This is a genomic window from Janthinobacterium sp. SUN128 (assembly GCF_030587275.1).
GTDB classification, from domain to species: domain Bacteria; phylum Pseudomonadota; class Gammaproteobacteria; order Burkholderiales; family Burkholderiaceae_D; genus Janthinobacterium; species Janthinobacterium lividum.
Genome location: NZ_JAPWHY010000001.1, coordinates 60,496 through 78,125, shown reverse-complemented (window position 1 = coordinate 78,125; position 17,630 = coordinate 60,496). Strand labels below are relative to the sequence as shown.

Here is a 17,630-nt window from a genome sequence, read left to right as displayed (position 1 = left end):
CCAATGAACGTTACACAAGATCTTTCTTTCCTCGCGCTCATCTCCAATGCCCATTTGATCGTGCAACTGATCATGGCCCTGCTGCTGCTGATTTCCCTGACCAGCTGGACCTATATTTTCCGCAAGATGTTTGCCGTGCGCCAGGCGCGCAAGCAAACCATCGAATTCGAACGCAGCTTCTGGGCCGGCGGCAACCTGCATGCGCTGCACCAGAACGCCAGCGGCAACCGCGACCAGAGCGGCGCGCTGGCCCGCATCTTCGATGCCGGCATGGGCGAATTCATCAAGGGCAAGGCTTCCTACGGTTCGCGCGAAGCCCTGGACGTGGGCGCCGTGCTCGACGGCGCCCGCCGCGCCATGCGCGCCGCGTTTCAGCGTGAAATGGACGTGCTCGAATCGCACCTGGCCTTCCTCGCTTCCGTCGGCTCCGTCTCGCCGTACATCGGCCTGCTCGGCACCGTCTGGGGCATCATGAACGCCTTCCGCGGCCTGGCGAACGTGCAGCAAGCCACCCTGGCCGCCGTCGCGCCCGGCATTGCCGAAGCGCTGATCGCCACCGCCATCGGCCTGTTCGCGGCCATTCCCGCCGTCGTCGCCTACAACCGTTTTTCGCATGACATCGACCGTCTGGCGATCCGCTTCGAAAGCTTCGTCGAGGAATTCTCCAACATCCTGCAGCGCCAGTCGCGCTAAGAGGGAGCAGCGTCCATGGGTTCCTCATTCAATAGCGGCGGCATGCGCGGTGGCCGTGGCCGCAAGTTCAAGTCCGAGATCAACGTCGTGCCGTATATCGACGTGATGCTGGTACTGCTGATCATTTTCATGGTGATGCCGTCGTCGAACAATCCCAGCGTGGTGAACTTGCCCAACGCGGAAAAGTCGGCCAAACCGCCCGATGACTATATTCAGATCGTGCTGAAACCGAATGGTTCGCTGTCGATCGGCGTCATCGGCAAGGAACAACTGTCGCCGGAAACGGAACCGAACCGCGACGCCCTGCTGCGCAAGCTGCGCGGTTTGCATGAAAGTAATCCCGACTATCCCGTGATGATCGCGGGCGACAAGGAAAGCAAGTACGACGATGTGATCCAGCTCATTTCGGAAGCGAAAAAGATGGGCATTACCCGCGTCGGCCTGGCCACCAAGTAAGCGCAGCACCCTGTTTCCAGACTTGACCGTTTTTAGATAGACTAGACTTTGCAGAACAAACAAATCGACCATGTACTCGGCAAGCCCTACAGCGTGCCGCGCGAACGCAGCCGCTGGCCCTCGCTGGGCCTGGCGCTGGCGATGCACCTTGGGCTGCTGTTTTTCCTGTGGGTGGGCGTACACTGGCAAAATACGGAACCTGTCGCCGTCGAAGCGGAAGTGTGGGATATGAAAGTGCAGACGGCCGCGCCGCCGCCTGAAGTGGCGACGGAACCGGAGCCGACACCGGCGCCGCCGCCGGAACCGCAAGTGGAACAGCCGGCTCCGCCGCCACCGCCGCCCGTGGCAGCGCCCGAGCCGAAGGTCGATCTGCGCGAGGCGGAGATCGCCCTCGAGCGCAAGAAGGCCAAGCTGAAGGAAGAAAAAGACAAAGCGGCAGCGGAAGAACGCCGCAAGCAGGAATTGAAGGAACGCGAGGAAGAAAAGCGCGAACTGGAAAAACAGAAGCAGAAAGAAAAAGACAAGGCTGAAAAGCTGGAAAAAGAAAAGGCCGACAAGCTGGAGAAAGCCAAGGAAGCCAAAGAGAAAGAAAAAGCGGCGGAAGAAAAAGCCGAGAAAGAACTGTCCGAGAAAAAAGCGGCGGCGGAAAAGGCCGCCAAGGCGAAAAAAGCGGCGGAAGAGAAAAAAGCCGCCGACAAGGCGCGCGCCGCGGAAATGAGCCGCATCACGGGTGCGGCGGGCGCCGGCACGACGGGCACGGCCGCGAAAGCGACCGCGCCACGCAAGGACAGCGGCTATGTCGCTGCCCTGACGAGCAAGATCAAGAGCAATATCGCGTACAGCGGTAGCACGGACGTGCCGGGCAACCCGCGCGCCGTGTTCAAGATCGAGCAACTGCCAACTGGGGAAATTATTTCGGTCCGAAAGATTAAAAGTAGCGGCCTGCCGGCGTATGACAGCTCGGTGGAAAACGCCATTAATAAATCGTCGCCACTGCCGAAGAAAAAAGACGGCACCGTGGAACGCGAGATTGAACTCATATTCGAGATGAAGGATTTGCCTAAATGATGACCATGAAAAAAATGAGCTATGTCGTGCTCTGCGCCAGCCTGGTGCTGGGAGCGTCAAGCGCCCAGGCGCAGCTGCGCGTGGAGATTACGGGGATCGGCAGCAACCAGATCCCGGTGGCTGTCGCCAGCTTCGTCAATGAATCGGCGGCGCCGCAATCGCTGTCGGGCATTATCAAGGCCGACCTGGCGCGCAGCGGCGTGTTCAAGCTGATCGACGCCGATGCGCCCGTATCGGAAACGGCGCCCGTCAGCTACGAGCAGTGGAAATCGCGCGGCGCCGACGCGCTGGCGGCCGGCACCGTGCAAAGCATGGCCGATGGCCGCCTGGACGTGCGCTACAAGCTGTTCGACACCATCAAGGGCGCCCAGATCTCCAGCATGAACAATGCGGCCGCGCCGCAGTTCAACCGCTTGCTGGCGCACAAGATCGCCGACGACATCTATGAAAAACTGACAGGCGTCAAGGGCGCGTTCGCCACGCGCATCGCCTACGTCACGCAATCGGGCCGCGAATACCGCCTGGAAGTGGCCGACGCCGATGGCGAAGGCATCCAGGTCGCCCTGCGCTCGAACGAACCGATCATTTCGCCGTCGTGGTCGCCGGATGGCACCAAGGTCGCGTATGTGTCGTTTGAAAAGAAAAAGCCGATTGTCTACGTGCAAAATCTGGTGACGCGCCAGCGCACCATCGTGTCGAATGAAAAAGGCAGCAATTCGGCGCCGAGCTGGAGCCCGGACGGCTCGCGCCTGGCCGTGGCCCTGTCGCGCGATGGCCATACCCAGGTCTACACCGTCAATGCCGACGGCAGCGGCTTGCGCCGCGTCAGCAGCAGCAGCGGCATCGATACGGAACCTCAATTCTCGGCCGATGGCCAAAGCATTTACTTCACCAGCGATCGCAGCGGCGGACCACAAATCTACCGCATGTCGGTCAGCGGCGGCGAAGCCAAGCGCGTGACGTTTGGCGGCTCCTACAACATCAGCCCGCGGATTTCATCCGACGGGAAGACACTCGCTTATATTTCCCGTCGCGACGGCAATTTCCAGCTCTACGCGCTCGACCTGGCTAGTGGCCAGGAACTGCGCCTGTCGGACACCGCCAACGACGAATCACCGAGCTTTTCGCCCAACGGGAAATATATCATGTACGCGACCGAATCCGGACGACGCAAGTCGCTGGCAGTGGTATCGGTGGATGGCCGCGTCAAACAGCGTTTGACTACGCAAGCTGGCAATATCAAGGAGCCCACCTGGGGTCCTTTTATGAAGTAAATGCTGTACAGTTTCACCTTTAACCATGACCCGGAGAATAAAAATGAGTAACTTTAAAAGTTTGGCTTTCATCGCCGCTACCGCAGCCCTGCTGTCCGCCTGCAGCACCCCAGTCAAAGTCGCAGAAACCCCAGTGGTTGAGCGCGCTCCTGAAAAAGTCGTTGCTCCAGTTGACACCCGTCAAGTTCAGCCAGTGACGACCGCATCGGTCGATCCACTGGACGATCCAAAAGGCGTGCTGGCTAACCGCAGCATCTACTTCGACTTCGACAAATACGTCGTGCGCGAAGCGGACACCCCAGTCGTGCAAAACCACGCTGGCTACCTGGTGAAAACGCCTAGCCGCAAGATCCTGATCCAAGGTAACACCGATGAACGCGGTGGCGCTGAGTACAATCTGGCCCTGGGCCAGAAACGTGCTGAAGCCGTGCGCAAGTCGATGGCCGCCCTGGGCGTGCCAGAAGGCCAAATGGAAGCCGTGTCGCTGGGCAAAGAAAAGCCTAAAGCTCAAGGCAGCAACGAAGCAGCATGGGCAGAAAACCGCCGCGCTGACATCGTTTATTGATGTTCAGGGGTGAGCGCCGCAGCATTGACGCTTACCTAACTGGCCAGTCATAGGCATAATAATGGGGCGCAGCGCGGTGATTCACCGCCCGGCGCCCCGTTTGCATGTTTTGCGTAACCTTTGAAAGCCCGACCCATGATGACATTCTCGAAAGCCGGCGTCGCCGCCGCCTTGATGGCCGCGTTTGCCTACCTGCCCCTGCACGCCAACGCCGCCCTGTTCGACGACGACGAAGCACGCAAGGCCATCCTCGAGCTGCGCGCCAAGGTCGACGCCATGGCGCGCGACCTGAACAGCCGCATCGACACCAAGGCGGACAAGACCAGCACCTTGAGCCTGATCAACCAGCACGACCAGACCATGCAAGAGATCGCTCGCCTGCGCGGCCAGATCGAAGTGCTGGGCAACGACCTGGCGAATGTGCAAAAGCGCCAGAAGGATTTCTACACCGACATCGACGCGCGCCTGCGCAAGCTCGAGCCGCGCCAGGTCACCATCGACGGCCAGGAAGCGGCCGTGGGCGTATCCGAGCAAAGCGCGTACGAATCCGCGTTCGGCCTGTTCAAGTCGGGCGACTACAAGGGCGCCGTCACGGCGCTGGACGGCTTCGTGAAACGCTATCCGGAATCGGCCTACGCGGCCAACGCGCAATACTGGCTGGGCAACGCCTATTACGCCCAGCGCGACTGCAAGAGCGCCATCACGGCCCAGCAGGCAGTGCTGAAGAACTACCCGGACAGCCCGAAGGCGGCCGATGCCATGCTCAACATCGCCAGCTGCTACACGGAGCTGAAAGACAAGCCGAACGCGACCAAGACGCTGAACGCGCTGATCTCGCGCTACCCGGACTCCAGCGCGGCCCAGGCGGCCAAGGAACGGGGCGGCAAAAAGTAAAAGCGGGGAAAAAGTTGCCCGTTAGGTTTGACAGAATCCCGGGCACCCCCTATAATCTTTCTTCTTCGGGTCGTTAGCTCAGCTGGTAGAGCAGCGGACTTTTAATCCGTTGGTCGCAGGTTCGAATCCCGCACGGCCTACCACGAATACGCAGTACTGATCTGCTTGCGAGTTGTTATAGCAAGCATTTTTTTACGGCACAGTGTTACCGAAGTTGTTGTAAAAAGTTTTTGGGTCGTTAGCTCAGCTGGTAGAGCAGCGGACTTTTAATCCGTTGGTCGCAGGTTCGAATCCCGCACGGCCTACCAAATACTACAGAGAAGCCAACCGTTCGCGGTTGGCTTTTTTTGTTTTCTAGGCTTGCCTGGATCGCAGCCACTCCTTCAGCACATCATTCATGCGCGTTTGCCACCCATCTCCGGTGGCCTTGAAGGCGTCGAGAATCTCTGCATCGAAGCGTATGGTCGTGCTGACCTTGCCGCCAGTGCCAGCGGGTCTGCCGCGGCGGCGTGCCGCCTCCTGCCGCGCGTCGGGACGGGAAACGGGCTTGTCGCCCACTTGCCAGACACCCTTCTCCAAAAAACCGTCCGTCAATTCAGGCGCATCGTCGGGATCAACCCAGGCTTTGCTTGTATTTGTCGATTTCGCGTTCATTTGCCTTCCTCATGCTGATGATTCTGCGCGCCCGGCCACGTGGCGTCCAGACCAGTACAACTAGGCGCTCGTCGAGCCAGCCTGCAGTGATGAAGCGGGGTTCGCCGTAATCCTGGCGCTGGTCCGGCAGCGTAATGGTGAGCCCGCCAAACACTATACGCGCACGCGCAAAGTCGAGACCACGCCCCCTGAGCGTCTTTTCACGCTTGACAGCATCAAAAGTGATTCTCATTATTTATTGTAGTAACAAATAATAGAAACAGCCAGCCCTGTTTCGCGAGCAAGGGCGCCATCGGGACTGCTACATCGCCACCCTTAACGTGACGCCAACGCCGGCCTCCCCGCCAGATGCGCCAGCACACTACCCATCACCCGCCCCAGCGGCACCTCCACCCAGCGGTAAAACGCGGCGCCGGCCGCCAGGCTGGCGCCCCAGGCTGTCAGCATACCCAGCGCTTGCCATTCCGGCTCGAGCGGCACATACGTGATGAACAAGGCATTCACCAGCAGGCTGACGGGGAAGTGGACGAGAAACACGGCATACGAGATCCGGCCCAGCGCATTGATGATGTTCCAGGCGCCGCCTTGGGATGGCGTGCGGGCGCGGCCGAACAGGAACAGGGCGCAGGCGACGATCAGGGCCAGGGCGATGCGGCTGCGGTAGTCGACAGCCAGGGCCAGCAGCACGGGCACGGCGGCCATGGCCATGAGCGCGGTCATGGCGCCGGGTTTGCGGGCCGGATCGCTGGCCCACCAGGCCAGCATGCCAAGGCCATAGCTGCCGAAGAAATACGGCGCCCAATTGTCCCAGTCCGCGTCGAGATTGAAATACAGCAGGGAAAAGGTAATACCCACGGTGACGGCCAGCGGCATCAGCCAGTGCCCGCGCCGCTGGCCCGCCAGGCGGCCGCCCAGCCACAGCAGCGACACCGTCAGCAGGTACAGCTGGAAATCGATGGCCACATACCAGGCGCCGGCGGACAGCGACTCATAACCGAGCACGCCATGCAGCAGCAAGGCATGAGCGCTCAGCTGGCCCAGGGTGACGGCGGCCGACATGGAGTCGTGCTGCATCCAGATGCCGGCAACCGGCGTAATCACGGCAGCGAGCAAGGTGGCAGCCAGGAAAGGCGGCGCCAGCTTGGCATAACGGCGCCAGATCGCCTGTAGCGGGGTGGCGATGCCGGGACGGCCGGCAGGTGACAGGGATTTGGCGACGAGAAAGCCGCCGATGACGAGGAACACTTGCACGGCGATGCGCGCACTGCCGCCCAGCCAGTCCAGCAATGCGGGCCACAGGGGTTGCACGTAATCGGACATGGGGCCGTAAAACGCCAGGTGATGCAACACGATCAACTGCGCCGCGCCTGCCTTCAAACCATTGATCCAGCCAAACTGCGGACGATTTGCCAGGTCCGCCTGTGATACCACTGCTGCTGCCGTCATTCCCATCCCTTGCCGTGCCAGGTAGCGTCGCCAGCCCATCGCGCAACAGGCGCGCGGCCGGGGACTTACCGAAAGGCCGATATCATAGCCGAGCCTGGAAGATGGCGGGGCACGGCAGGCCGCTACGCGCCCTGCCCGCCCGCGTCCGGCGCCTCGGGCGCCAATGGCTGTTGCGCCAGGATGGCGTCCAGCAAGCCGGGGAAGCGGCTTTCGATATCGGCGCGGCGCAAGGTATTCATGTGCGTCGTGCCCGCGTTTTCCGTATAGACGAGGCCCGCTTCGCGCAAGACCTTGAAATGATGGGAAACGGTCGACTTCGGCCGTCCGCCGTCGAGGTCGCCGCAAGCGGCCGCGTCGACTCTGGCCAGATGGCGCACGATGTCGAGGCGAATGGAGTCGCTCAAGGCGTAGAGCACGCGTTCGAGCACGAATTCGCTGGCGGGAGGATGTTTGTGTGGGCGCATGAGCAGAATCATACAGCATGCGCTATACTAATTCCATTCTTCGAATATTTACGAACTACCGAATCAGCATTCCCCAATACTTCCACCAACAAACACAAAGGCCACCATGTCCGCCCTCTTCCAGCCCTACACCCTCAAAGACATCACCCTGCGCAACCGCATCGCCGTGCCGCCGATGTGCCAGTACATGGCCGTCGATGGCCAGGCCAACGACTGGCATCTGTCGCACTATGCTGGCATGGCGCGTGGCGGCGCCGGCCTGGTGATCGTCGAAGCGACGGCCGTGGCGCCCGAAGGCCGCATCACGCCAGGCTGCACGGGCATCTGGAACGATGACCTGGCGCAAGCCTTCGTGCCTGTCGTGAAGGCCATCAAGGCGGCCGGTTCCGTGCCCGGCATCCAGATCGCCCACGCGGGCCGCAAGGCCAGCGCCAACCGCCCATGGGAAGGCGACGACCATATCGCTGAGGGCGACGCGCGCGGCTGGCAAACCATCGCCCCATCCGCCATCGCCTTTGGCGGCGGCCTGCCGAAAGTGCCGCGCGCCATGGACCTCGACGATATCGCCCGCGTGAAGCAGAACTTCGTCGACGCGGCCGTGCGCGCCCGCGAAGTTGGCTTCGAATGGCTGGAACTGCACTTCGCCCACGGCTACCTGGCACAAAGCTTCTTTTCCGCCCACTCGAATCAGCGCAACGACATCTATGGCGGCAGCGTGGAAAACCGCAGCCGCTTCCTGCTGGAAACCTTGAAAGCCGTACGCGAAGTGTGGCCCGAGCACCTGCCGCTGACGATCCGCTTCGGCGTGCTGGAATTCGATGGCCGCGACGAGCAAACCCTGCTCGAATCGATAGCCCTCGTGCGCCAGTTCAAGGATGCCGGCATGGATATGCTCAGTGTCAGCATGGGCTTCACCATTCCCGACGTGGCGATTCCGTGGGGTCCGGCCTTCATGGGTCCGATTGCCGAGCGAGTCCGCCGCGAAGCGGGCGTACCCGTCTCGTCCGCCTGGGGCTTCGGCACGCCAGCCATCGCCGAGCGCGTCGTCAAGGATGAACAGCTGGACGTGGTGATGGTCGGCAAGGCGCACCTGGCCAACCCGCACTGGGCATATTTTGCCGCCAAGGAGCTCGGCGTCGAGCGCGCCTCGTGGACCCTACCGGCGCCCTACGCGCACTGGCTGGAACGCTACTGATCGTCCTTCGTCTGCGCTGCCGGATGCCCTTCCAGGGGCAATTCCGGCAGGAATAACAGCCCCAATAGCAGCAGTGGCATGCAGCAGACGCCTGGACGCCGTGCACAATTCGTCGGACAGCGCCAGCGCTCGCTCGGGGATGGGAAGGTCTTCGTTGCAGGCATGGGATCCGATATAGGCAGGCTATCTACCAATATGAGACCGCGCATGAGGGCTACACGAGGCTTTTTTCCGCCCATATCCCGCACGGCCCTTCCCAAAACCGCTGTTGGCCGTCATAATAGCCGCCCTTGGGTCGTTAGCTCAGCTGGTAGAGCAGCGGACTTTTAATCCGTTGGTCGCAGGTTCGAATCCCGCACGGCCTACCAAGAATATGCAGTTCGATTGCATGCCGCCATGGCAAGCATCACCGCACAGCGTTACCGCAGCAAGTAGTCAAAGTTTTTGGGTCGTTAGCTCAGCTGGTAGAGCAGCGGACTTTTAATCCGTTGGTCGCAGGTTCGAATCCCGCACGGCCTACCAAATACTTCAGAGAAGCCAACCGTTCGCGGTTGGCTTTTTTGTTTTGCTCCATTTCGGGTCCTGAACATCAAGAAATGCCTAAATCCACACTCAAACAAGCGGATGGTTGCTCTTTTTGTCGCAAGTTCGAGCGCCGCATAGTCTGCCAATGTTCGCAGAAAGCCAGTCTCGGACTGGCTTTTTTTTGGGGGTACCCCTATCATGGCGCCACTTTGATCGTGCGCACGTTGGGTGCGCTTCGCGGCTTATTCGCCTGCGCCATGTACTAGACGCTAAGGGAAATATGAAAGTGCTTCTATCAATAAAGCCCGAGTTTGCTGAAAAAATACTCTCGGGGGAAAAGAAGTATGAATTTCGAAAGATTCTCCCCAAAGCACAGAACATCAAAACTATCGTCATTTACGCCTCTCGACCAACTGGCAAGGTTGTTGGTGAATTCGAAATTGCCCAAATTATTTCCGATACCCCAAAAAAAATTTGGAGCCAAACCAAAGAAAGTGCAGGGATTAGCCGACGCTATTTTGATGAGTATTTTTCCGGAAAAGCACTCGCACATGCCATCCAGATAAAGGCCGTGAAACGGTATGCTCGACCTCGCGCGCTCGATACCATACTACCAAGTGGGATCGCTCCGCAATCTTTTTGCTACATAAAAAAATAGCAAATCATTGTCACTATACTCACCAGAATTTCCAATAATCAACGGTAGTGCACTATAATTATCATGGATCAACTTCCAGGATAAAGCTGTGAGCAACGACCTGTCTTTCCATATCTTAACTTCCTATTCGGAAGTATCCACGCATCTTCCTGCGGTCGTGGCGGCAGCCGACAATAATAAGCATGCTTTAGGCTTTTTCCCAAAAAGCGTCTTTACGGATTTCGCTCGTCGCGAACTGTTATTCGTAATTGCGACAAGGGATGGACAATCAGATGAGTACGCGGGTCACTTGCTCTTCGATGTGACATTTCCCAAGGCGCATGTCAGACAGATTTATGTCAGAAACATATACCGAGGCCATGGACTTGGGCGACTCATATTGGACGCTCTCAAAGCTCAGCTAACGTCACTGCAATACATTTCCATCCAAGCCCGGGTAGCTGAGGATCTACAAGATGCTAACGCGTTTTGGGAGGCACAAGGATTCTACCCTCAACGTGTATCGACTGGAGGGCAGACCAAGAAGCGAATGATTGTGGTCAGAGCCCATGAACTGGAAACGCCTCAACTCTTCCAGCCGAGTGGCATTTCAGTAACCAATCCATTAGGGTTTGAAAATAAGCTAGAGGACATTCGACCATTGCTGCTTCTTGATTTGAACGTACTGTTCGATCTTGGCCCACGCCGCACACGGCATGAGCAGGCGATAGCTGTATTCAGGGCTGAGAGAGGTCAAACCTGCAGTCTTGCAATTAGTTCAGAAATAGATGCCGAGCTTAAGCGCACAGCTCATAAGGGAAAAACTGATCCAATGCAAGCCCTTGCACGTGCATTACCAAGATTTCCAATTCCCCCTGTTGAATACACTGATGTGTTGTGCCCGCAATTGGCGAAAATTGTATTTCCCGAACGAGCGACGGCAAACTCACTAACAGCTAATGATATATCGGATCTCCGCCATTTAGCCACTTCCATCTTCCATGGTTTACATGGTCTCATAACATCGGACTCATCCATACTTAATTGTTCTGCGCAACTTCGTAAGGAATTTTCTATTGAGGTAATTTCCCCGGAGTCCTTTCAAAATGACACTGCCGAACGCAGGCCTGTCGAAAGCCAACCTTCTACTGCAGAGGATACCCTTACCCTTTTGACGGCCCAACCTGACGATGAGCCAAGCATCCGTGCCATTCTAAATGCACTCGATGTGACACCTGCGGCAATGGCTAGCCAATGGGCGGCCTTCGATGGTGGAGGACATCCTTCACAGCGAGTGGTCGTACGCGCGGGAACCGATGTAACCGGATATTTGGTTCTCGCAAAGACTCTTTTGAAGAATACGCTGATCGGCAGCATCGCGGTTTCAGAGAGCAGTGCGGCGGCGTCTGACACCGCTCGCCTCTTGCTTAATTTTGTAGACGAACAGAATGATTTTTCAGCAGTCAATCGAATAAGATTGCACTCACCCTCCAAGCAAGCGTTAGTACGAGAAATTGCCGCAGGCTATGGTTACAGTCGTCAGTTGGCCAATAACGAGCTGCAGAAAGTACGCATCGGCGACGTAATTACAGTAAAAAATTGGAGCATCGTTCGAAGAAAACTCATTGAATGTTGTGATATCACGCTGCCGTCATCACCAGTACAATTTAGCCATATTGACCAGCAAATCTCCGTAGGACGCGCAGATGGTGAGCTTGCACTTCTAAGCATCTTTCGGCTCGAAAGCTTATTCAGTCCCGGACTATTTGGCCTGCAAGGTCGTAAAGGTGTCTTGGTACCCGTGCAACCTCAATATGCGGAGCCACTTCTAAATCATTCGCCTCAATTATCATTGCTTCCGAGGTCTCGTGCTCAACTATCTCGTCAGCGTCATTATATTGGTGGGCCAGCCACAATTCGATCATTCACTCGTGGCGACATAATCTTCTTCTATGAGTCAGGACGGCATTCCGCTCAAGTTGTGGCGCTAGCTCGCGTAGCGGGTGCATATCAACGGGATATGAACCTAATCGACCACGAAGACTTAGCCCCATCCGTTCTCGAGGAAAAACTTCTGACGGAAATAGGAAAGGCAAAATTTAAAACGATCGTAATTTTTGAAAATATAATCAGATTTCGGCGTCCAGTGCCAATGGAAACTTTGCAAAAGCTAAAATGTGGGGAACCCCATCAACTCTTGACCGCCCAACGTTTATCAGCAGAGCAAGTACAAGGCATTCTCCAACTCGGATTCAACGTCTAACAAGTCTTCATGTAGAACCAGCAAAGAAAATGATCGTTCACGGTTATCCCTCAGCAGAGATCGCTGATCGTTTAAGTGTATATTGACGGCATTCGGCGAACCGATTAAACATCTGGCTGTAATAGATCCGGGCTTTCTTCTGGTCGCCGGGCGCGGATTTTTAATCCGTTGGTCGCAGGTTCGAATCCCGCACGGCCTACCAAATACTTCAGAGAAGCCAACCGTTCGCGGTTGGCTTTTTTGTTTTCCGCGCCAGCTATTCCCCTTCCCCATACCTGCCCGGCGTCACCCCCATCACCCGCTTGAACATGGCGATGAAGGCGCTGACGGTCTCGTAGCCCAGGTCGAGCGCAATCGTCGTGACGGGCTGGCCGGTGGCCAGCAGCTCCAGGGCGCGCAGGATGCGGGCGCGCTGGCGCCAGGCCGAGGGCGTAAAGCCGGTCTCGATCGTGAAACGGCGCGCCAGCGTGCGCGGCGATACGCCGGCCCAGGCGGCCAGCGCTTCCACGCCCCGCTGGTCGGCCAGGTCATCGAGCACGGCGCGCGCCACGCGCAGCAGGCGCGGGTCCGTGGGCAGAGGCAATCCGAAGGACTCGTGCGGCGCGGCGGCGATCTCGTCGAGGATCACGCCCGCCACCCGGGCCTGCCGCGCATCGAGCGCACCCTCGTCCCAGGCGCTGGCGCGGCCCACCGCCTCGCGCAGCAAGCCCGAGACGCGCATCACGCAAGGCACGGCGGGCAAGTTGCCGCAACTGGCCTCGTCCACATACACGCTCCAGCCCGCAAACGGACCATGCGAACGCAGCCCATGGACATGATGGGGCGGCATCCACACGCAGTGGCTGGCCGGCACCACCCATTGCCCGCTGTCGGCGACAACGGAAAGCAAGCCCCGCATGGCTCCAAACAGCTGGCCGCTGGCATGACGGTGCGGCGGCGTCACCCGTTCCCGCGACTGGGACATGCGCATGGCGCGCAGCGGTGACGGCGGCGACGCTGGAAAAATTGGCGGATTTGACGTATCGAATGACATAAACAACGCAGGCAAGACAATCCCGTCATCATACAGTGGAGTCTTTCCATCGTTCAGGAGTGCATCATGCGTGCAGAAGACGTATTACCCGATCAACAAAACCAGGGCCAGTTCAATGGCGTCACCGTGCGCAAGGGAACGGTGGGGGCCTTCCTGGCCAACGCCCGGCTATGGCTGGACGAGACCAGCAGCGACGCCGACCGGAGCATGGCCGAGCGCGACATTATTGAAGCGCTGCCCGCCCTGCACGCGCTGGGACTGTTCGACATCGTGCAAGTGCGCGATGCGGCGCTGCGCGAACTGGTATCGCCATCGGGCGCCTAGGCGGCACCGGCTCGTCGCGGGCGCGCATTTCCTCTATCATGCTGCTTTGCCCGCCTTCGCACCCGCCATGCCGTTTACCATTGCCACCCCCGTCCACAGCGAACTGATCATCAAGAAAAGCCGTTTCATCGGTTGCGTGCAGCCGATGACGGACCGTGCCAGCGCGCAGCAGGTGGTCAACGATTTGAAGGCGCAGCATCCGGGCGCCTGCCATGTGTGCTGGGCCCTGCTGGCGGGCGGGCAGTCGGCGGCCGTCGATGATGGCGAACCGAGCGGCACGGCCGGGCGGCCCATGCTCGACGTGCTGCGCCACCAGGACCTGGAAGGCGTGCTGGCGACGGTCGTGCGCTACTTTGGCGGGATCAAGCTGGGCGCGGGCGGTCTCGTGCGGGCCTACACGGATAGCGTGGCGCAAGCGTTGTTGCAAGCGGAAAAGACGGCCATCGTACGCCAGCGTACCCTGCGTTGCACGGTGCCGTATGCGATGGAAGGCATGCTGCGCCGCGAACTCGACGGCGCCGGCGCCACCTTGCTCAACGTGGAACACGGCGCAGACGTACTGTTCGACTTCAGCCTGGCGGAGGCGGCGGCCACCGCCCTGCTGGCCCATCTGGATGAGGCAGGCAATGGACGGATAGCCTGGCTGAAAGCAGAAGCCGAAGAGGAAGAATAAAACTTACAAGTTGCCCGGTCGCTTGATCTGCAACAAGATGAAATGCGTCCACGCCAGCGCCGGCAGCACCATCAACAGCAGCATCAGTCCGGCCGGCATGTCCGGCACGAAACGCACGAAGCAACCGAGAAAACCGGCGATGGCCAGCCAGAAGCGCCAGTTGAACGCATACGCCTTGCGCGCCACGGTTGCCAGGGCGATGCGCCAGAATTCCAGCAAGGCCCACAAGCCGCCCGTCAGCAGCAACGCGGCCAGCGCATTGGCGCCGGGTGCGTCGGCCCAGGTGCGCACCAGGTTGTACAACAGCACGGGATAGCCGGCCGTGATGGCCAGGGTGGCCGGGCCGGCGGCGATGACAGCTTCCAACAGCTGCCCTTTGGAACGATGATCCACTAACTCTTGCTCCTCAAGCCACGACGCCGGAATGGGCGGCGATCACTTGCAGCGCGCCGGCCGCATCCTGCGCCCAGACGCGCGTAAAACGGAAGTCGCCATGCGTTTCCACGTCGTGATAGCTGCCTGTCAAGTGCATGCGCACGGAGACGACGGCCACGTTCCCAGTGACACGCACATGGCGCTCGGACGCGCGCAAGTCCGTGATGGTCAGCAGCCGCTGCTCGTGCGCTGCCAGGTCCGCATGTTTGCTCAGCAGATGACCCAGGTGATTGGTAAACAACAAGTCATCGGCCAGCAACACATTCAGTACAGCCACATCGGAGGCCATCATGGCCAGGCGCAAGCGTTCTTCCGCATCGAGTACCTGTACTTCCGTTAAAGCATTCATCTTTTTCCTTGAAATAATTGGGACGACATTAATAAATAAGCAAAACATGCTTGCATGAAATCTTCTTTTTCACAATCCACCGGAAGACTTATGCCTGTGGAGCATATTTATATAGCGTAATATTCGCAGCGGTATTGCGCAAAACGCCACCATAGTACTGTACAGTGCTTGCCCTTCCGCCCCGGGCTGGGGCAGCTGTCAGTTGCAGTACTGTTTTATGTGCTCCGTGCAGTCTCGAATAAAACCAAGATAAGGCCCCTTCATGGCAATTAACATCATCCTGAACCTGCTCGTTGCGTTGCTCGTCTTCGCTTTCATGTTCCACCAGCAACGCAAACACGCGACATTTACCGTGCGCGTCTTTACAGGCCTGGGCCTGGGCGTGCTGCTCGGTGCGGCCGTGCAGTGGCTGTACGGCGCCGGCTCGCCCATCATCGCCGGCACCAATGAATACATCGACATCGTCGGCAGCGGCTACGTCAAACTGCTGCAGATGATCATCATGCCGCTGATCATGGTCTCGATTATTTCCGCCATTCTAAAGCTCAAGGATGCGAGTTCCCTGGGCAAGATCAGTGCGCTGACCATCGGCACCCTGCTCATCACCACGACCATCGCCGCCGCGCTGGGCATCCTGATGGCCAAGCTGTTCGGCCTGACGGCTGTCGGCCTGACGTCAAGCGCCGCCGAAGTGGCGCGCGGCGTGCAGCTGCAAGGCTCGCTGGAAACGGCGAAGGCCCTGTCGCTGCCGAAACTGCTGGTCAGCTTCGTGCCGACCAACCCCTTCCTCGACATGACGGGCGCGCGCAAGACGTCGACCATCGCCGTGGTCGTGTTCTCCATCTTCATCGGCATCTCGGCCACGGGCATCGCGGCGAAAAAGCCGGAAATCTTCGCGTCCTTCGAAAACTTCATGAAAGTGGCGCACGCCATCGTCATGCGCATGGTCACCCTGGTGCTGCGCCTGACGCCGTACGGCGTATTCGCGCTGATGTTTGAAGTGGTGGCGTCGTCGAGCTACACGGACATCTTGAAACTGATCAACTTCGTCGTCGCCTCATACAGCGCGCTGATATTGATGTTCCTCGTGCACCTGGCCATCATCGCCGGTGTGGGTCTCAATCCGCTGCGCTTCGTGAAAAAAGTCTTCCCCGTGCTGGCCTTCGCGTTTACCTCGCGCACCAGCGCCGGTTCGATCCCGATGAGCGTGCAGACGCAGACGCAGCGCCTGGGCACGCCGGAAGGCATCGCCAACTTCGCCGCCTCGTTCGGTTCGACCATCGGCCAGAACGGCTGCGCCGGCATCTATCCCGCCATGCTGGCCGTCATGATCGCCCCCACCGTCGGCGTCGACCCGTTCACGATCAGCTTCCTGCTGCCCTTGCTGGCCATCATCACCATCGGTTCCGTCGGCGTGGCCGGCGTGGGCGGCGGCGCCACGTTTGCCGCCCTGATCGTGCTGTCGGCGATGGACTTGCCCGTCGCGCTGGCCGGCTTGCTGATCTCCGTCGAACCGCTGATCGACATGGGCCGCACGGCCCTGAACGTGAGCGGCTCGATCACGGCCGGCACCGTCACCAGCCGGGTCATGGGACAAACCGACCTGGCCGTCTACAACAGCGACGACGCGCCCGACTTGGACGAAGCGGAACATACCGCCTAGAACGCATAACCAAACCTACTGCGCGTCGCGGGTCGCGGTTTCCGATGCTCACTGGCTCGGCGCCCCCGTACATTCGCACAGTTCCGCTTCTCAAGCCAACGGGGGCGCCGAGCCTCGCTTCCGCTCGCTACGGTTTTGTTAGGCGTTCTTAAGCGCGTCCAGCCACACCACCGGCGCGCCGCGCCTTGCCGCTTTCGTCTATATTTATTAACAATAAATACAGAGGAAGGCGCAAGGCGATGGAACAGAAATGGCCGCAACAAATCTGGATCGTGCGTCACGGCCAAAGTGCCGGCAACGTGGCGCGCGATGCCGCAGAAGCGGAAAAACAGTTATTGATCGCCATCGCCGAGCGCGATGTCGACGTTCCCCTCTCCGAGCTGGGCGCGCGCCAGGCGCAAGCCCTGGGCGACTGGTTCGCCACCCTCCCCCCTGAACAACAACCGACCGTGGTGCTCTACTCGCCGTATGTGCGGGCCCAGCAGACGGCACAAGCCGTGCTGGCGCGCATCGATGCGGACAGCCTCGCCTCCGTGGTGGCCGACGAGCGTCTGCGCGAAAAGGAATTCGGCATCCTCGACCGCCTGACCGTGCACGGCATCGCCAGCAAGTACCCGGAACTGCACGAACAGCGCCAGCACGTCGGTAAATTTTACTTCCGTCCGCCGGGCGGCGAAAGCTGGTGCGACGTCATCCTGCGCCTGCGCAGCGTGCTCGACACCATCACCCGCGAATACCGGGGAGAACGGGTGCTGATCGTCGGCCACCAGGTGATCGTCAACTGCTTCCGCTACCTGCTGGAACGCTGCGACGAGCACGCCATCCTGGCCATCGACAAGGCCGCCGACGTGCCCAACTGCGGCGTCACTTCCTACGCCTTCAACCCCGCCCTGGGCAAGCACGGCAAGCTGCAGCTGGACCTGTGCAACTTCGTCGCGCCGCTGGAAGCGGCCGGCACACCCGTTACGGCCCAGCCCGACATGCCGGCCGCGCCCAAGTCCTAGTTTTTTCGGAGTCAC

General features: G+C 59.3%; 20 protein-coding genes and 4 tRNA genes. 17 read left to right on the top strand and 7 right to left on the bottom strand.

Annotation, left to right across the window (positions count from 1 at the left end; genetic code table 11):
* Nucleotides 1-3 precede the first annotated feature (3 nt).
* From tolQ to O3297_RS00350, 8 genes are all read left to right on the top strand, one after another.
* Complete coding sequence (gene tolQ, locus O3297_RS00385; protein ID WP_034759183.1) at nucleotides 4-693, top strand: protein TolQ; 690 nt, start codon at nucleotides 4-6, stop codon at nucleotides 691-693.
* A 15-nt stretch (nucleotides 694-708) separates the two neighbouring features.
* Nucleotides 709-1,149 (top strand): ExbD/TolR family protein, encoded by a 441-nt coding sequence (locus O3297_RS00380; protein ID WP_223278896.1) that lies wholly within the window; start codon nucleotides 709-711, stop codon nucleotides 1,147-1,149.
* Nucleotides 1,150-1,197: 48 nt separating this feature from the next.
* Nucleotides 1,198-2,217 carry a cell envelope integrity protein TolA gene (gene tolA / locus O3297_RS00375; protein WP_083299501.1) on the top strand — a complete coding sequence of 340 codons (1,020 nt, stop codon included), beginning with the start codon at nucleotides 1,198-1,200 and terminating at the stop codon, nucleotides 2,215-2,217.
* A 5-nt stretch (nucleotides 2,218-2,222) separates the two neighbouring features.
* Complete coding sequence (gene tolB / locus O3297_RS00370) at nucleotides 2,223-3,491, top strand: Tol-Pal system beta propeller repeat protein TolB (RefSeq protein WP_034786777.1); 1,269 nt, start codon at nucleotides 2,223-2,225, stop codon at nucleotides 3,489-3,491.
* 43 nt (nucleotides 3,492-3,534) lie between these two features.
* Nucleotides 3,535-4,056, top strand: coding sequence for a peptidoglycan-associated lipoprotein Pal (gene pal / locus O3297_RS00365; RefSeq protein WP_034786578.1), 522 nt, complete (start codon nucleotides 3,535-3,537; stop codon nucleotides 4,054-4,056).
* 135 nt (nucleotides 4,057-4,191) lie between these two features.
* Nucleotides 4,192-4,950, top strand: coding sequence for a tol-pal system protein YbgF (gene ybgF / locus O3297_RS00360; RefSeq protein WP_034786577.1), 759 nt, complete (start codon nucleotides 4,192-4,194; stop codon nucleotides 4,948-4,950).
* A gap of 67 nt (nucleotides 4,951-5,017) precedes the next feature.
* Nucleotides 5,018-5,093: transfer RNA gene (locus O3297_RS00355), tRNA-Lys, on the top strand.
* An 89-nt stretch (nucleotides 5,094-5,182) separates the two neighbouring features.
* Nucleotides 5,183-5,258 (top strand) — tRNA-Lys (locus O3297_RS00350).
* Between the two features lie 46 nt (nucleotides 5,259-5,304).
* Here O3297_RS00350 and O3297_RS00345 read toward each other — a convergent pair.
* From O3297_RS00345 to O3297_RS00330, 4 genes are all read right to left on the bottom strand, one after another.
* Nucleotides 5,305-5,604, bottom strand: coding sequence for a BrnA antitoxin family protein (locus O3297_RS00345; protein WP_305047424.1), 300 nt, complete (start codon nucleotides 5,602-5,604; stop codon nucleotides 5,305-5,307).
* Nucleotides 5,564-5,836 (bottom strand): BrnT family toxin, encoded by a 273-nt coding sequence (locus tag O3297_RS00340; protein WP_305047423.1) that lies wholly within the window; start codon nucleotides 5,834-5,836, stop codon nucleotides 5,564-5,566. Before O3297_RS00340 ends, O3297_RS00345 begins: the two co-directional genes overlap by 41 nt.
* 83 nt (nucleotides 5,837-5,919) lie before the next feature.
* Entirely contained in the window at nucleotides 5,920-7,050 is a 1,131-nt protein-coding gene (locus O3297_RS00335; RefSeq protein WP_305047422.1) for an acyltransferase, read from the bottom strand.
* Between the two features lie 122 nt (nucleotides 7,051-7,172).
* Nucleotides 7,173-7,514 carry a helix-turn-helix transcriptional regulator gene (locus O3297_RS00330; protein WP_052140607.1) on the bottom strand — a complete coding sequence of 114 codons (342 nt, stop codon included), beginning with the start codon at nucleotides 7,512-7,514 and terminating at the stop codon, nucleotides 7,173-7,175.
* Between the two features lie 106 nt (nucleotides 7,515-7,620).
* Between O3297_RS00330 and O3297_RS00325 the strand changes: the two genes are divergently transcribed.
* The 5 genes from O3297_RS00325 to O3297_RS00305 all read left to right on the top strand — a co-directional run bounded on the left by O3297_RS00325 (nucleotide 7,621) and on the right by O3297_RS00305 (nucleotide 12,134).
* Nucleotides 7,621-8,709: an NADH:flavin oxidoreductase/NADH oxidase gene (locus tag O3297_RS00325; protein WP_305047421.1), complete on the top strand. Its 1,089-nt coding sequence runs from the start codon at nucleotides 7,621-7,623 to the stop codon at nucleotides 8,707-8,709.
* Nucleotides 8,710-9,001: 292 nt separating this feature from the next.
* Nucleotides 9,002-9,077 (top strand) — tRNA-Lys (locus O3297_RS00320).
* 78 nt (nucleotides 9,078-9,155) lie between these two features.
* Nucleotides 9,156-9,231 (top strand) — tRNA-Lys (locus O3297_RS00315).
* Between the two features lie 283 nt (nucleotides 9,232-9,514).
* Nucleotides 9,515-9,892: an ASCH domain-containing protein gene (locus O3297_RS00310; protein ID WP_305047420.1), complete on the top strand. Its 378-nt coding sequence runs from the start codon at nucleotides 9,515-9,517 to the stop codon at nucleotides 9,890-9,892.
* 88 nt (nucleotides 9,893-9,980) lie between these two features.
* Complete coding sequence (locus O3297_RS00305; protein WP_305047419.1) at nucleotides 9,981-12,134, top strand: GNAT family N-acetyltransferase; 2,154 nt, start codon at nucleotides 9,981-9,983, stop codon at nucleotides 12,132-12,134.
* Between the two features lie 256 nt (nucleotides 12,135-12,390).
* Here the strand turns inward: O3297_RS00305 and O3297_RS00300 are convergent, their stop codons facing one another.
* The gene (locus O3297_RS00300; RefSeq protein WP_305047418.1) at nucleotides 12,391-13,098 is read right to left on the bottom strand and encodes a helix-turn-helix domain-containing protein; all 708 of its coding nucleotides are present in this window, start codon (nucleotides 13,096-13,098) and stop codon (nucleotides 12,391-12,393) included.
* 135 nt (nucleotides 13,099-13,233) lie between these two features.
* Here O3297_RS00300 and O3297_RS00295 point away from each other — a divergent pair, with 135 nt between their 5' ends.
* The gene (locus O3297_RS00295; protein ID WP_070278009.1) at nucleotides 13,234-13,491 is read left to right on the top strand and encodes a hypothetical protein; all 258 of its coding nucleotides are present in this window, start codon (nucleotides 13,234-13,236) and stop codon (nucleotides 13,489-13,491) included.
* Nucleotides 13,492-13,558: 67 nt separating this feature from the next.
* Nucleotides 13,559-14,164, top strand: a complete 606-nt coding sequence (locus O3297_RS00290; RefSeq protein ID WP_305047417.1) for a YigZ family protein — start codon at nucleotides 13,559-13,561, stop codon at nucleotides 14,162-14,164.
* 3 nt (nucleotides 14,165-14,167) lie between these two features.
* Here O3297_RS00290 and O3297_RS00285 read toward each other — a convergent pair whose 3' ends face one another.
* Nucleotides 14,168-14,557 carry a hypothetical protein gene (locus tag O3297_RS00285; RefSeq protein WP_070278007.1) on the bottom strand — a complete coding sequence of 130 codons (390 nt, stop codon included), beginning with the start codon at nucleotides 14,555-14,557 and terminating at the stop codon, nucleotides 14,168-14,170.
* 13 nt (nucleotides 14,558-14,570) lie between these two features.
* Nucleotides 14,571-14,948: a nuclear transport factor 2 family protein gene (locus O3297_RS00280; RefSeq protein ID WP_034785122.1), complete on the bottom strand. Its 378-nt coding sequence runs from the start codon at nucleotides 14,946-14,948 to the stop codon at nucleotides 14,571-14,573.
* Between the two features lie 262 nt (nucleotides 14,949-15,210).
* Between O3297_RS00280 and O3297_RS00275 the strand changes: the two genes are divergently transcribed.
* Together O3297_RS00275 and O3297_RS00270 are read left to right on the top strand one after the other, a co-directional pair.
* Nucleotides 15,211-16,611: an L-cystine transporter gene (locus tag O3297_RS00275; RefSeq protein WP_099392921.1), complete on the top strand. Its 1,401-nt coding sequence runs from the start codon at nucleotides 15,211-15,213 to the stop codon at nucleotides 16,609-16,611.
* 239 nt (nucleotides 16,612-16,850) lie between these two features.
* The gene (locus tag O3297_RS00270; protein ID WP_034785117.1) at nucleotides 16,851-17,615 is read left to right on the top strand and encodes a histidine phosphatase family protein; all 765 of its coding nucleotides are present in this window, start codon (nucleotides 16,851-16,853) and stop codon (nucleotides 17,613-17,615) included.
* Nucleotides 17,616-17,630: the final 15 nt, after the last annotated feature.

Coding starts and splice junctions, on each gene's coding strand:
- tolQ (WP_034759183.1), top strand. CDS start 4: ATGAACGTTACACAAGATCTTTCTTTCCTCGCGCTCATCTCCAATGCC.
- O3297_RS00380 (WP_223278896.1), top strand. CDS start 709: ATGGGTTCCTCATTCAATAGCGGCGGCATGCGCGGTGGCCGTGGCCGC.
- tolB (WP_034786777.1), top strand. CDS start 2,223: ATGAAAAAAATGAGCTATGTCGTGCTCTGCGCCAGCCTGGTGCTGGGA.
- pal (WP_034786578.1), top strand. CDS start 3,535: ATGAGTAACTTTAAAAGTTTGGCTTTCATCGCCGCTACCGCAGCCCTG.
- ybgF (WP_034786577.1), top strand. CDS start 4,192: ATGATGACATTCTCGAAAGCCGGCGTCGCCGCCGCCTTGATGGCCGCG.
- O3297_RS00345 (WP_305047424.1), bottom strand. CDS start 5,604: ATGAACGCGAAATCGACAAATACAAGCAAAGCCTGGGTTGATCCCGAC.
- O3297_RS00340 (WP_305047423.1), bottom strand. CDS start 5,836: ATGAGAATCACTTTTGATGCTGTCAAGCGTGAAAAGACGCTCAGGGGG.
- O3297_RS00335 (WP_305047422.1), bottom strand. CDS start 7,050: ATGACGGCAGCAGCAGTGGTATCACAGGCGGACCTGGCAAATCGTCCG.
- O3297_RS00330 (WP_052140607.1), bottom strand. CDS start 7,514: ATGCGCCCACACAAACATCCTCCCGCCAGCGAATTCGTGCTCGAACGC.
- O3297_RS00325 (WP_305047421.1), top strand. CDS start 7,621: ATGTCCGCCCTCTTCCAGCCCTACACCCTCAAAGACATCACCCTGCGC.
- O3297_RS00310 (WP_305047420.1), top strand. CDS start 9,515: ATGAAAGTGCTTCTATCAATAAAGCCCGAGTTTGCTGAAAAAATACTC.
- O3297_RS00300 (WP_305047418.1), bottom strand. CDS start 13,098: ATGTCCCAGTCGCGGGAACGGGTGACGCCGCCGCACCGTCATGCCAGC.
- O3297_RS00295 (WP_070278009.1), top strand. CDS start 13,234: ATGCGTGCAGAAGACGTATTACCCGATCAACAAAACCAGGGCCAGTTC.
- O3297_RS00290 (WP_305047417.1), top strand. CDS start 13,559: ATGCCGTTTACCATTGCCACCCCCGTCCACAGCGAACTGATCATCAAG.
- O3297_RS00280 (WP_034785122.1), bottom strand. CDS start 14,948: ATGAATGCTTTAACGGAAGTACAGGTACTCGATGCGGAAGAACGCTTG.
- O3297_RS00275 (WP_099392921.1), top strand. CDS start 15,211: ATGGCAATTAACATCATCCTGAACCTGCTCGTTGCGTTGCTCGTCTTC.
- O3297_RS00270 (WP_034785117.1), top strand. CDS start 16,851: ATGGAACAGAAATGGCCGCAACAAATCTGGATCGTGCGTCACGGCCAA.